General features: G+C 67.5%; 14 protein-coding genes. 13 read left to right on the forward strand and 1 reads right to left on the reverse strand.

All coding sequences use genetic code 11. The features are described 5' to 3' along the window. The 11 genes from JZ791_RS41070 to JZ791_RS41120 form a co-directional block, all read left to right on the forward strand. Positions 1-698, forward strand: a 698-nt coding sequence (locus JZ791_RS41070; RefSeq protein WP_216902885.1) for an alpha/beta fold hydrolase, incomplete at its 5' end; no start/stop codon positions are given. 200 nt (positions 699-898) lie between these two features. Continuing rightward, positions 899-1603 carry a carbon-nitrogen hydrolase family protein gene (locus tag JZ791_RS41075; RefSeq protein WP_216902887.1) on the forward strand — a complete coding sequence of 235 codons (705 nt, stop codon included), beginning with the start codon at positions 899-901 and terminating at the stop codon, positions 1601-1603. Positions 1604-1832: 229 nt separating this feature from the next. After that, entirely contained in the window at positions 1833-3173 is a 1341-nt protein-coding gene (gene mshA, locus JZ791_RS41080; protein ID WP_216902905.1) for a D-inositol-3-phosphate glycosyltransferase, read from the forward strand. 2 nt (positions 3174-3175) lie between these two features. Next, the gene (locus JZ791_RS41085) at positions 3176-3667 is read left to right on the forward strand and encodes a type III secretion system chaperone family protein (RefSeq protein ID WP_216902908.1); all 492 of its coding nucleotides are present in this window, start codon (positions 3176-3178) and stop codon (positions 3665-3667) included. 156 nt (positions 3668-3823) lie between these two features. Further along, positions 3824-4495: a nitroreductase family protein gene (locus tag JZ791_RS41090; protein ID WP_216902889.1), complete on the forward strand. Its 672-nt coding sequence runs from the start codon at positions 3824-3826 to the stop codon at positions 4493-4495. Positions 4496-4536: 41 nt separating this feature from the next. Continuing rightward, positions 4537-5442 carry an ROK family protein gene (locus tag JZ791_RS41095; protein WP_216902891.1) on the forward strand — a complete coding sequence of 302 codons (906 nt, stop codon included), beginning with the start codon at positions 4537-4539 and terminating at the stop codon, positions 5440-5442. A gap of 39 nt (positions 5443-5481) precedes the next feature. Then, positions 5482-5673, forward strand: a complete 192-nt coding sequence (locus JZ791_RS41100) for a transcription termination/antitermination protein NusG (protein WP_216902912.1) — start codon at positions 5482-5484, stop codon at positions 5671-5673. Between the two features lie 43 nt (positions 5674-5716). Continuing rightward, complete coding sequence (locus tag JZ791_RS41105) at positions 5717-6463, forward strand: phosphoglyceromutase (protein WP_216902893.1); 747 nt, start codon at positions 5717-5719, stop codon at positions 6461-6463. A gap of 79 nt (positions 6464-6542) precedes the next feature. Further along, the gene (locus tag JZ791_RS41110; RefSeq protein ID WP_216902895.1) at positions 6543-8594 is read left to right on the forward strand and encodes a CocE/NonD family hydrolase; all 2052 of its coding nucleotides are present in this window, start codon (positions 6543-6545) and stop codon (positions 8592-8594) included. 292 nt (positions 8595-8886) lie between these two features. Then, a complete protein-coding gene (locus tag JZ791_RS41115; RefSeq protein WP_216902897.1) occupies positions 8887-10167 on the forward strand; it encodes a sensor histidine kinase in 1281 nt (426 codons plus the stop codon). Continuing rightward, complete coding sequence (locus JZ791_RS41120) at positions 10164-10853, forward strand: response regulator (protein ID WP_216902899.1); 690 nt, start codon at positions 10164-10166, stop codon at positions 10851-10853. Before JZ791_RS41115 ends, JZ791_RS41120 begins: the two co-directional genes overlap by 4 nt. A 19-nt stretch (positions 10854-10872) precedes the next feature. On the opposite strand, the gene JZ791_RS41125 is transcribed toward JZ791_RS41120, so the two are convergent. Continuing rightward, complete coding sequence (locus JZ791_RS41125; RefSeq protein ID WP_308163435.1) at positions 10873-11769, reverse strand: DUF3109 family protein; 897 nt, start codon at positions 11767-11769, stop codon at positions 10873-10875. 112 nt (positions 11770-11881) lie between these two features. Here JZ791_RS41125 and JZ791_RS41130 point away from each other — a divergent pair, with 112 nt between their 5' ends. Next, the gene (locus tag JZ791_RS41130; protein ID WP_216902901.1) at positions 11882-12877 is read left to right on the forward strand and encodes a Ppx/GppA family phosphatase; all 996 of its coding nucleotides are present in this window, start codon (positions 11882-11884) and stop codon (positions 12875-12877) included. Next, positions 12874-13257 (forward strand): hypothetical protein, encoded by a 384-nt coding sequence (locus tag JZ791_RS41135; RefSeq protein ID WP_216902903.1) that lies wholly within the window; start codon positions 12874-12876, stop codon positions 13255-13257. The genes JZ791_RS41130 and JZ791_RS41135 overlap by 4 nt, the downstream gene beginning before the upstream one ends. Positions 13258-13277 lie beyond the last annotated feature (20 nt).

Raw genomic sequence — 13277 nt, forward strand, 5'->3', positions numbered from 1 at the left:
CCGCCGACCTGCTGGCGCGGCGGTTCCGGGTGATCGCGGTGGATCTGCGGGGGCACGGCTACTCCGACGCGCCGGAAAGCGGATACGACGATCCGAAGAATTGGGCCGGTGACGTGGCGGCCGTGCTGGCGGGCGAGGGGATCGAGACGGGCGCGGTGCTGCTCGGGTGGTCGTACGGCGGCATCGTGATGAGCGACTATCTCGCGGCCTTCGGCACCGGCGCGGTGGCGGGCGTTGTCTATTGCAGTTCGCAGGCGGGGATCGGGCGCGGGGTGCCGGGTGCGGATACTGGGTCGGCCATGCAGAAGGCCATTCCGGACGTGTTCGACGAGAACGCGGGTAAGGCCATGCGCGGGTTCGCGGCCTTCGGCAGCGCCAATACGGGGAGGGCACGCGATAAAGGGCCCGACGCGCAGCGTCTTTTCGGCGGGAGTCTGTCCACCCCGCCGCGGGTCCGCAAGGCGCTTTTCTATCGCACGGTCGACAACACCGAGATGCTGCGCCGGCTCGACGTCCCGGTGCTGGTTCTGCACGGCACCGCCGACCCGGTCGTCCCGATCGACAACGGACGCTATATCGCCGAGGCCGCCGCGGACGTCCGCACCTCCTATTGGGAGGGTTCGCAGCACGGATTGTTCATCGAGGATCCGGCCCGGTTCGCCGCCGAGGTAGGCGAATTCATCGACGTCCTCGAATAGCCGAAAAGCCCGCGGTTTCACTATTTTCGGACAAATCGATGAAACCACCCCATCGCGATATCGATTCGGCACTCTGGCATGATCGACTTCCATAGATCAACTGCCACAGTAATTTCCGCATCCGATACGCGGTGGCCTCGTGGCGGGATTCCGACGGTCGATCGAATGCCATCTCGCAGCGATGATTACAGGAGGCCGGAGTGCACAAGGCGTTGACCATCGCGGTGGCCCAACCGCGCACGATCGCATTCGACGTGGTGTCGAACGCACGCGCGCACGCTCGGGCCATTCGCGCGGCGCAGGCCCGGGTCGTCGTCTTCCCGGAATTATCGCTGACCGGCTACGAGTTGGACGCGCAGATCGTCACCGCGCGGGACCAGCGGATCGCGCCGATCGTCGAGGCGTGTGCCCGGACCGGATCACTCGCCCTGGTCGGTGCGCCGGTGCTCGGACCGTCCATCGGGGTCCTGGCCATCGACGGCGCCGGGGCGACGGTCGTCTATCGCAAGGTGTATCTGCACAAACCCGGAGAGGGCCATTTCCGCCCCGGCGGCGGCCCCGCGGTGATCGACGTGGACGGCTGGCGGCTGGGCCTGGCGGTGTGCCGTGACACCGGGATTCCCGAACACGCCGCCCGCACCGCCGCGCTCGGCATGGACGGATACGTGGCCGGGGTCGTGCACGCCTCCCGCGAATCCGAACTGCACGGCGAGCGCGCCCGCCGGGTGGCACGCGACCACGGCGTCTGGGTGGCTACCGCCGCCTTCGCCGGGCCGACCGCGGGAGTCGAGAAGACCTCCGGCCGCTCGGGCATCTGGTCGTCGACCGGGCAGCTGATCACGGAGGCGGGAATGGAGCCGGATGAGGTCGTGCGGGCCGAATTCGTCCGTGACCAGGGGGACTGACAACAGAGTGACCACAGGGGCTGCCGGTGCGGGTGTGATCGGTGGTTCGAATGTGGTCGGTTTGAACCCGATGTCCGCCACCGTCGTTGGTTGAGTGTGGGCAATCACAGAGCAGTGTGCCCACATGCGGAATTGTACCAAACGCATTGTGACGACTCTCACTTGGTGGGCCGGGTCCCATCGGTGGGGGGTCGGCGCCGTGCACACTGGAGCGGTGGTGAGTCAACGTATGGACGTCCGACCGAATCGGATCGCGGTTGTGTCGGTGCATACCTCGCCACTGGCGCAGCCGGGCACCGGCGATGCGGGCGGGATGAACGTATACGTCCTGCAGACCGCCATTCAGCTGGCTCGACGCGGGGTCGAGGTGGAGATCTTCACCCGTGCCACGTCGTCCCTGGACGAGCCGGTCGTGGAGGCCGCGCCGGGGGTGCTGGTGCGGCACGTGGTGGCGGGGCCCTTCGAGGGGCTGGACAAGCACGATCTGCCCACCCAGCTGTGCCCGTTCGCCGCCGAGGTGCTGCGGCAGGAGGCCCGGCAACTGCCCGGCCATTACGACCTCATCCATTCGCACTACTGGCTGTCCGGGCAGGTCGGCTGGCTGGCGCGCGACCGCTGGCGAGTGCCGCAGGTGCATACCGCGCACACCCTGGCCGCGGTCAAGAACGCCTACCTGGCCTGCGGCGACAAACCGGAGCCGGCCGCCCGCGAGATCGGCGAGCGGCAGCTGGTCGACGAGGCCGATCGGCTGGTCGCGAACACCGCCGAGGAGGCTCGCCAGCTGGTCGAGCTGTACAGCGCGGATCCCGATCGCATCGACGTCGTGCTACCGGGTGCGGATCTGGGGCGCTACCGTCCCGGCGACAAGGCAGCCGCCCGCGCCGAACTGGGTATCGATCCGAACGAGCAGGTCGTGGCGTTCGTCGGCCGGATCCAACCGCTCAAGGCCCCCGACGTGCTCGTGCGGGCCGCCGCGCAGGTGGTGCGCGCCGAACCGGACCGGGCGCTGCGGGTGCTGATCGTGGGCGGGCCGTCCGGCACCGGCCTGGATCGCCCGGACGCGCTGATCGAGCTGGCCGCCTCCCTGGGCATCGCCGACCGGGTGACCTTCCTGCCGCCGCAGGCCCCGCAACGCCTGGTCCAGGTGTACCGAGCCGCTGATGTGGTCGCCGTGCCCAGCTACAACGAATCGTTCGGTCTGGTCGCCATCGAGGCACAGGCCAGCGGTACACCGGTGCTCGCCGCCGAGGTGGGCGGACTGGGAACCGCTGTGCGCGATGGGATTTCGGGCCTTCTGGTGCCGGGGCACCGCGCCGACGACTGGGCCGCGGCGCTGTGCTCGATGCTGGCGGACCCGCGGCGACTGGAGGTGATGGGCCGTGCGGCGGCCGAACACGCCGCCGACTTCTCCTGGGAACACACCGCCGAGGGGCTGCTGGACAGTTACGCGGAGGCGCTGTCGGCCCGGCTGAGCATGCGCTCGCGATTGGCGGGTACGGTGCTCACCGAGGGCAGTCAGGCCAGGTCGCGGGCGCTGTGGCGGCGCCGGATGGGAGCGGTGAGCAGGTGACTATCGACCAGACCGCGCGGTTGATCGAGGACACGCTGCGCGATCGGGAGGTCGAGTACACCCGCGAGGGCGAGAACACCTTCGTGGTGATCCTGCCCGGTGAGCGCAAGCTGAAGACCGCGGTGCAGGTGACCGTCGGGCAGCACGGCGTGCGCACCGAATGCTTCGTCTGCCGCAAACCGGACGAGAACTTCGAGGGCGTCTACAAATTCCTGCTGCGCCGCAATCGCCGCATCTACGGCGTGGCGTACACCCTGGACAACGTCGGTGATATCTACCTGGTCGGCCGCATCGCCACCCACGCGGTCACCCCGGACGAACTGGACCGCGTCTTCGGTCAGATCCTCGAGGCCGTCGACGGCGACTTCAATGTCCTGCTCGAACTCGGCTTCGCCGAAGCCATTCGCCGCGAATGGAAATGGCGTGTCTCGCGCGGGGAATCCCTGAAGAACCTGCGCGCTTTCGAACACCTCGTCGAGGCCGACGAATCCTGAACAACGCCGCAACCTGTCCTTCCCGCGTGCTTGTGGCGGGAATCCACCTATGAGGCAATGGGTTCCGGTGGATCACGGCCACCAGTGCGTCGGGATAACGATGTGGTGTCCAGACCCGGCGGGGTGTGCGGAATCGTCTCGATCGACAATGACCGTATGGAACTAGCCGATGCGCTGCGGACGACGGGGGCGGTCCGTGAATTCACCGACGAGCCGGTCGAGGATCGGACGATCTACGAGATTCTCGACACCGCGCGGTTCGCGCCCAGCGGCGGTAACCGGCAGGGCTGGCGGACGATCCTGGTCAAGGACCCGCAGGTGCGGCTGGGGCTACGCGATCTGTATCTGCCGGGGTGGGACGAATATCTGGCGATGACCCGGGCCGGGCTGGTGCCGTTCGCCCCGGTGACCGACCGCGAGGCCGAGGCCGAGGCGCTGCGGGCGGCGACGCCGCGGGGACGCGGGGCGTTCGCCGACAATCTGCACGAGGTTCCGGTCCTGATCGTGGTGCTGGCCGATCTGCGCGTCCTGGCCGCGACCGATCGGGATCTCGACCGGTACACCCTGGTCGGCGGCGCGTCGGTCTATCCGTTCGTCTGGAGCGTGCTGCTGGCCGCGCACGAGCACGGGTTGGGCGGGGTGCCGACCACGATGCTGACCCGGGCCGAGCCCGAGGTGCGCGAGCTGCTCGGCGTGCCGGACCATTACGCGGTCGCCGCACTGCTGGCCCTGGGCCACCCGGTGCGTCGCCCCACCCGCCTGCGCCGCGCCGCCGTCGAGGAGTTCACCACGCTCGACCGGTTCGACGGACCGAATTTCACACACTGAGCGCTGGTAGTTTGGCGGGGCTGCGGTGGCAGGATGCCGCTGTGATCGTTTTGGCGTTGGATATCGGGGGCACGAAGTTGGCCGCGGGGGTCGTGCACGGTGGGCGGCAGGTGCGCGAGGTACAGGTGGCCGCGGTGCCGCGCGAGGGTGTCTGGGAGGTGTGCCGTGAGCTGCTGCGCGCGGTGGCGGGGCAGCAGCGGGTGAGCGCGGTGGGGATCGGCACGGCCGGGCCGGTGGATGCGCGGCGCGGGGTCACCATGCCGATCAACATTCCGGACTGGAGTTCCGGATTCCCGGTCGTCGCTTCCGTGCAGGAACTGTTTCCGGGGGCGGTGATCCGGATCGCGCACGACGGCGCCTGCCTGGCGCTGGCGGAGCACCACATCGGCGGGCTGCGCGGGGTGCGCGACGGCATGGCCATGACCGTGTCGACCGGAATCGGCGGCGGGATCATCGAGGACGGCAAGGTCGCCGTCGGCCGCACCGGGAATGCCGGGCACGTCGGGCATATCGTGGTACCGGGCTCGCAGGATCCGTGCAGCTGCGGGGGTATCGGCTGCGTGGAGGCGGTCGCCAGCGGCACGTCGTCGGTGCGATGGGCGCGGGCGCAGGGTTGGACGGGCGAATCGGGTATCGAGCTGGCACGAGCCGCGCACGCCGGCGACGCGATCGCGCTCGCGGCGCTCGAACGAGCGGGAACCGCACTGGGGCAGGCGATCTCGTCCGCGGCGGCGCTGCTGGACATCGATCGCGTCGTGATCGGCGGCGGCTTCTCCGAATCCGGTGAGCCCCTGTGGAATCCGATGCGCGCCGCGCTGGCCCGGCACGCCCGCCTCGGATTCCTGCGCGAGCTGCGGGTGGTGCCCTCGCGAATTCACAACGGCGCCACCCTGGTCGGGGCAGGCGTGCTGGCGGCCGGACACGCTACCGCCGATGAATACGATTGAGCCGAGACTTCCGGTGCGTCAGCGATTAGGTTCGACAGCGTGTCAGTCGACAACGTGTCAGTCGAATACGTCCCGGGCGACGTCGTTTTCGTGCCGAGGGGACCGTTCCAAGGATGCTGCGGCGTAGTCCGGGAGGTCGACGCGCCTCGCGCCGAATTGCGGCTGGACATTCCGATGGGGCGGCGCAGTCACCGCGTGCTGGTGGGTTTCGACGAGGTCGAACGGGCCTGAGCGCAAGACGCCCCTACCAGCGCGCACAGTCGGATTGACTAGCATGACCGGCATGACGTACACCCTCGTGCTGCTGCGCCACGGCGAGAGCGAATGGAACGCGCTGAACCTGTTCACCGGTTGGGTGGACGTGCACCTCACCGAGAAGGGGATGGCCGAGGGCAAGCGGGCCGGTGAACTGCTCGCCGAGCACGGCATCCTGCCCGATATCGTGTTCACCTCGCTGCTGCGCCGCGCCATCGGCACCGCCAATCTCGCGCTGGACGCCGCGGACCGGCACTGGATTCCGGTGATTCGCGATTGGCGGCTCAACGAGCGGCACTACGGCGCGCTACAGGGCAAGAACAAGGCGGAGATCCGCGACAAGTACGGCGACGAGCAGTTCATGCTGTGGCGTCGCAGCTATGACACCCCGCCGCCGCCGATCGATGCGGGCAGCGAATTCAGCCAGGACGGCGATCCCCGGTACGCCGGGATCGATGCACCCGCCACCGAATGCCTGAAGGACGTCGTGGCGCGCATGGTGCCGTACTGGGAGTCCGCCATCTCCCCGGAACTGCGCGCGGGCAGGACGGTTCTCGTGGCCGCGCACGGCAATTCGCTGCGCGCGCTGGTCAAGCACCTCGAGGACATCTCGGACGAGGAGATCGCCGAGCTGAACATCCCGACCGGCATTCCGCTGCGCTACGAACTGGACGAGGATCTTCGTCCGATAGGCAAGGGGGAGTACCTCGATCCCGAGGCGGCCGCCGCGGGCGCCGCCGCGGTGGCGAATCAGGGCGGTAAATAGGACCCACGGCAGTTTGAAACTTACCCGTGGGTAAGTAAGCTCCGGACGTCAGTTCACTTCGAGAGGTGGATCACGTCCGATGAAGTACGCGCTCCAGGCCGCAGCGGGAGTTGTGGCCGCAACCCTGCTCGCTCCCTTCCTCAGCGGTACGGCCGTCGCCGCGCCCCCTGTCGCCGGCCCCGACGGCGGCTGGGCGGGCGCGGCGTGGACGGCCACCGAGGACGGCCCGCAGCAGTTCCCGAATATCCACATCGACTGGGATGTGCCGATCACGATGAGCGACGGCACGGTGCTGAAGGGCAATGTGTACCGGCCCGCCGACGCGGCCGGTCGGCCGATCGCCGTGCGGGAACCGACGATCGTGAACATGACCCCGTACACCAAGCTGGTGTCGGCCATCGCCGATCAGGCCGAGTCGATTCCGGGACTGTCCGACTCGCTGCTGCGTCTGTTCCGCGAGATCGATCTGTCCGGCACTCCGCTGTCCGGAATCACCGATCTCACCAAGGCATTCGGCGGCGGTGAGCTGCGCAACTTCGGTGTGGACCGCAAGCTGGTCGAGAGCGGCTACACCCAGGTGGTCGTCGATGTGCGCGGAACGGGCTTCTCCCAAGGGGATTGGGATATGTTGCGCCAGCGCGAGCAGCAGGACACCGTCGAGGTGATCGACTGGGCGTCGAAGCAGTCGTGGTCCGACGGCAAGGTCGGCATGAACGGCATCTCCTATTCGGGTATCAACCAGGTGCAGGCCGCGCAGCAGCATCCGCCGGCGCTGAAGGCGATCTTCCCGATCGTGCCCGGCAGCGATCTGGTCGACGACGTGCTCGCGCCCGGCGGCGGGTTCGGCTTCAACTTCATTCCGTTGTGGCTCGGCGCGATCAACGCCCTCAAATGGGTGCCGGACCTGCATTCGCTGGCCGCCGGGCAGCTCGATACCAAGTGGCTCACCGACCGTATCGATGATCCGCTCACCTACATGGACGTGCTCGCGAACGCTTATACCACGCCGCGGATGCAGGATCTGGACCCGCGGGTGAAGCAGATGCTGACCGACACGTCGGTGGCACGGAAGGCGTGGCTGGGCGATCCGAGCCGAATCCGGATTCCGACGTTCGTCGTCGGCGGCTGGCACGATCTGTTCACCTACTCCGAATCCAAGATCTACAACCAGATTTCGGTGCCGCCGGGCCAGAAGCAATTGCTGATGGGCAATACCTATCACGCCAACTCCGGCAGCGAGGGCGGCAAACCTGGCCTGCCGCCGCGCCTGGACGTGCTGCAACGCGCGTGGTTCGACAAGTGGCTCAAGGGAATCGACAACGGGATCGACTCCTACGGCCCGGTGACGCTGCGCCGACAGGGTGGCGGCTGGATCACCCAGGGCGGATTCGGGCCTTCCGCCCCGGCGGAGGAGGCGGCGAGATATCGCCGGATGTACCTGTCCGCCAACCGGTCCGGCACGGCGAACAGCCTCTACGACGGATCATTGACGGGCGGACCCAACCGCGATATCGCGCGGCTGACCGTCGCGCCCGGCCTGACCACGCTGTGCTCCAATGACGCCGCGCAGGCGACCGCCGGTGTGCTGTCGATCATCAATGGCTGCGCGAAGGATTCGCGCGTCGCGGAGACCAACGCGCTGACCTTCACCAGTGCGCCGGTGCTCGGCGAGACCACACTCTCGGGCCCGATCGCCGTGCGGCTCAATACCGTTCAGGACGCGGCGGACGGGTACTGGACGGTGACGGTGAACGACGTCGCGCCCGACGGGCGGTCGACGGTGTTGTCCTCCGGGCAGCTGATGGCCTCACTGCGGCAGGTCGACGATGCGCACAGCTCGCGGTCGGCCAACGGCGACTACACCGACCCACGTCCCTATACCTCGCTGGACCGGCGTCAGCCGACGGTGCCCGGACAGCCGACCACCCTGGATATCGCGCTGCCCGCCACGCAGGCGGTCTTGGCGCCCGGGCACCGGCTGCGGGTGGATGTGTTCGCGGGCAACTTCCCCAAGGGCCTGCCGATCCTGCCGATGCTGCTGGACACCGGCCTGAAGCCCGAGCACGTGCAATTGGACCCGAACCGTCCGAGCTTCGTGAACATCCCGGCCCGGGGCGAAAGTGGCTGGTAGGAAAAATGAGGCGCACTTCACTGCCGGGACGATGTGCGGCTGCGGTCACAGCCGCGCGGCACAATGGGGGACAGTTCACGCGGGTTTCGCGCAATCTCCAGATACGCGGTGTCGCAAGGAAATGTGTGCGCGCGATCGTCGTATGCGGTCGGAGGTTGTCCGACAGGATGCCCACGGGTCGGTATAACTCCGCGTAAACGTTGGGCTAACGCTGCCATAATGCGCTGCGACCTGCGCGAAATTTCACCGACCCGTGCTCATGAGGATGCTCCGCGACCGTACGATTCAGGGTGTGAGTGTTCCTCAGGCCGTACTTCTCGCAGTACTTGCGGCCGTAGTCGGGCTGGCCGTGGGTGGCCTGCTCATCCCGTACGTGAACGCTCGTCAGGCGCAGCGGCGCGAGGCCGAGAGCGGCCTGACCATGTCCCAGGTGCTCGACCTGATCGTGCTGGCGTCCGAGAGCGGTATCGCCGTCGTCGACGAATACCGCGATGTTGTGCTGGTCAATCCGCGTGCCGAGGAGTTGGGCGTCGTGCGCAACCGGCTGCTCGACGAGCGCGCCTGGGCGGCGGTGGAGAAGGTCATCACCAGCGGCGAGGACGTCGATTTCGATCTGACGCTGAAGAATCCGGTGCCCGGACGCGGCCGCATCGCGGTGCGCGGTGTGGCCCGGCCGCTCTCGCGCGGGGAATCCACTTTCGTGGTGCTGTTCGCCGACGACGACTCCGAGACCGCGCGCATGGAAGCCACCCGCCGCGATTTCGTGGCGAATGTCAGCCATGAGCTCAAAACCCCCGTCGGCGCGATGAGCCTGCTCGCCGAGGCGCTGCTGGAATCGGCCGACGATCCGGATTCGGTGCGGCATTTCGGCAATCGGCTGCTGGCCGAGTCCGGCCGCATGGGCAAAATGGTGACCGAGCTGATCGCGCTGTCCCGATTGCAGGGCGCGGAGAAATTGCCGCAGCTCCAGGCCGTCGTGGTCGATGATGTGATGAATGCCGCCATCGAGCGCTCGCGCACCGCCGCCGAGGCCGCGGGCATAACCGTCAGCACCGATTCCAACAGCGGACTGGAAATCCTCGGCGACGAGACGTTGCTGGTGACCGCGTTGTCGAATCTGGTGGAGAATGCCATCAACTACTCCCCGCGCGGCTCGCACGTATCGCTGAGCCGCTCGGTGCGCAACGGATATGTCAATATCGCGGTGACCGATCGCGGTATCGGCATCGCGAAGGAGGATCAGGAGCGGGTGTTCGAGCGCTTCTTCCGTGCCGACAAGGCCCGTTCGCGCGCCACCGGCGGTACCGGGCTCGGACTGGCTATCGTCAAGCACGTGGCCGCGAATCACAATGGTGAGATCACGTTGTGGAGCAAATTGGGCACGGGTTCGACGTTCACCCTGCGCATTCCCGCCGTCGAGGACGTCGAGCAGGACCCGGCCGCTATTGCCGCGATTACCAGCGTGACGGCGGACAAGAGACCACCCCCCGGAAATCCGGTGGGTAAGAAGGAAACCGGCCAACAACGCCCTGCGGGGCGGGCCAGACCCAACGGTGTGGAGGCAACCCGATGACGAGTGTGCTGATCGTCGAGGACGAGGAGTCGCTGGCCGATCCGCTCGCCTACTTGCTGCGCAAGGAGGGTTTCGAGGTCACCATCGTCGGTGACGGACCCTCGGCGCTGTCCGAATTCGATCGTTCGGGCGCGGACATCGTGCTGCTGGATCTCATGCTGCCCGGGATGAGCGGCACCGACGTCTGCAAGCAGCTGCGCATTCGCAGCAGTGTGCCGGTGATCATGGTGACCGCCCGGGACAGCGAGATCGACAAGGTGGTGGGCCTGGAACTCGGCGCGGACGACTACGTCACCAAGCCGTATTCCGCGCGCGAGCTGATCGCCCGCATCCGCGCCGTGCTGCGCCGCGGCGTCGGCGAGGAACTGGAGGGCTCCAACGAGAACGCGATCCTCGAGGCCGGTCCGGTCCGCATGGATGTGGATCGCCACACCGTGCAGGTCAACGGCCAGCTGGTGATGTTGCCGCTCAAGGAATTCGACCTGCTCGAATACCTACTGCGCAATTCGGGCCGTGTGCTCACCCGGGGCCAGCTCATCGACCGGGTGTGGGGCGCCGACTATGTCGGTGACACCAAAACCCTCGACGTGCACGTCAAGCGGCTCCGCTCGAAGATCGAGATGGACCCGGCCAAGCCGGAGCATCTGGTGACCGTGCGCGGGCTTGGCTACAAGCTCGAAGCGTAGGAACTCGCGGCAACCCCGATCAGCGGCGCTTGGCGCCGCGTGGCGCCTTGGCCGGGCTCGCGGCCTGCTGTATCTCCGCGGCCTTCTCGGTGGCGGGATGCACCGCGATCAGGCCCAGGCCCTCGCGGCGCTTGCAGTGCCGGGCCAGCTCGTCGTAGGCCGGCCGGCCGAGCAATTCGATGAGTTCGGGGGCGTAGGACTGCCATACCGGGCGGGTGCCGACGTGTGCGTCCGGGGAGCCGCTGCAATACCAGTTCAGGTCCTCACCGCCGGGGCCCCAGCCGCGGCGGTCGTATTCGGTGATCGTGGTGCGCAGGATCTCGGCGCCGTCGGGCCGCTCCACCCAGTCCTGGGTGCGGCGGATGGGTAGTTGCCAGCACACCTCGGGCTTGACCGTGAGTGGCTCCAGGCCCTTGCGCAGGGCCATGGAGTGCAGGGCGCAGCCGATGCCGCCCGCGAAGCCCGGACGGTTGAGGAAGATGCAGGCGCCCTCGTGGCGCCGGGTACGCAGCGCGGGCTCGTCGTCGAGTTCGTCCTGTTCGAGGTACAGCTTCTTGCGGACCTTGCCCTCCTCGTCGGTGGCCTCGTCCATCAGCTGCCAGTCCTCGGGTGTGAGCATTTTCACAGCTTTGGCGAGCTTTTTGCGATCGTCGTCGTCGCACAGGAACGCGCCGTGCGAACAGCAGCCGTCGTCCTGACGGCCCTCGATGATGCCCTGACACGCAGGTGTGCCGAAGACGCACGTCCAGCGGGACAGCAACCAGGTCAGATCGGCCGCAATACTGTGCTCATCGTTTGCCGGGTCGACGAATTCGATCCATTCCCTGGGGAAGTCGAGCTCGACCTCTGGGCTGGGGTCGATCTTCGCCGCTGGTCGCAGCCCCGTCGGGGCGGTCGCGGAAGCTCCTGCCGTCACAATGCACGAGTCTATTGCAAACACACGCGGTCACGGCCACGCGCGGCGGCCGAACGCCGACGGAGTCCTGACTATTCCAACACCGCACTGGCCTACCCAGTACCGTGTTGTTGTGCGGCTCGGTGTGCTCGATGTGGGAAGTAATACCGTCCACCTGCTCGTGGTGGACGCGCACCGCGGTGCGCACCCCATGCCTATGAGCTCCACCAAGGCGACGTTGCGGCTGTCGGAGAATATGGATCCCGAAGGCCGGATCACCCCGGAGGGGTCCGCCCGGCTGATCGCGACCGTCGCCGAATTCGCCAGTATCGCAAAGACTTCCGGATGTGTGCAGCTGATGCCGTTCGCCACCTCGGCGGTGCGCGAGGCCGCCAATTCCGAGGACGTGCTGGCCCGGGTGCGCCGCGAGACCGGTGTGGAGCTGCGGGTGCTGTCCGGAGCGGACGAGGCGCGACTGACGTTCCTGGCGGTGCGCCGCTGGTACGGCTGGAGCGCCGGGCGCATCCTCAATCTCGACATCGGCGGCGGCTCGCTCGAGCTCACCAACGGCGCCGACGAGGCCCCCGACATCGCGCTGTCGCTGCAACTCGGCGCCGGGCGGCTCACCAGGGATTGGCTGCGCGAGGACCCGCCGGGCAAGCGCCGTGTCGCGGTGCTGCGCGACTGGCTCGACGCCGAACTGGTGGCCCCGGCCAGACAGCTGCTCGGGCCGGGCCGTCCCGATCTGGCCGTCGGCACCTCGAAGACCTTCCGCTCACTGGCCCGTCTCACGGGGGCCGCCCCTTCTTCCAAAGGGCCGAGGGAACGGCGTATCCTCACCAGTTCCGGTCTGCGGCAGCTGATCGCGTTCATTTCCAGGATGACCGCGGCGGACCGGGCAGAATTGGAGGGCGTGAGCTCCGATCGGTCACAGCAGTTGGTGGCCGGCGCATTGGTCGCGGAGGCGAGCATGCGGGCGTTATCGCTGGATACTCTCGAGATTTGCCCCTGGGCACTGCGGGAGGGACTGATCCTGCGCAAACTTGATACCGACCTGGACAGCGACCCAGCGATCGGCAACGGCCGATCCAAAGGTGTGCCGGGCCCGACGGAAACGGTTTCGCAATGAGTGATGATTCAACTCAACTCTCGGTCGCCGAGTTGCTGGCTCGCAACGGCCAGGGCGCGCCCTCGTCCAACGGGGGTGGTGGTCGGCGGCGACGCAGCGGCCGGGGTATCACGGTCAACGATCTGACCGGCGATATGCCCCTGGTCCGCGAGGGCGGGTCCGCGCACGCCGCACCCGATGCCGAGGAACCCGCGGCACCGCAGGCGCACGATCCGCTACCGCAGGCATACGACCCACCCGCGGCCCCGGCCGCGGACCCTTCGGCCGGATACTCCTCCGGCCTGGACTATTCGCCGCACTCGGCGCCCGGCTATTCGCCGTCGGGGCCCTGTCTCTTATACACATCTAAAAAAAAAAACAAGATGAATCGAGGCATTTAACAGATAATAATGAAGAGAAC

Origin of the sequence: Nocardia alni, from assembly GCF_019038435.1 — a bacterium.
In the GTDB taxonomy this organism is placed as follows: domain Bacteria; phylum Actinomycetota; class Actinomycetes; order Mycobacteriales; family Mycobacteriaceae; genus Nocardia; species Nocardia alni.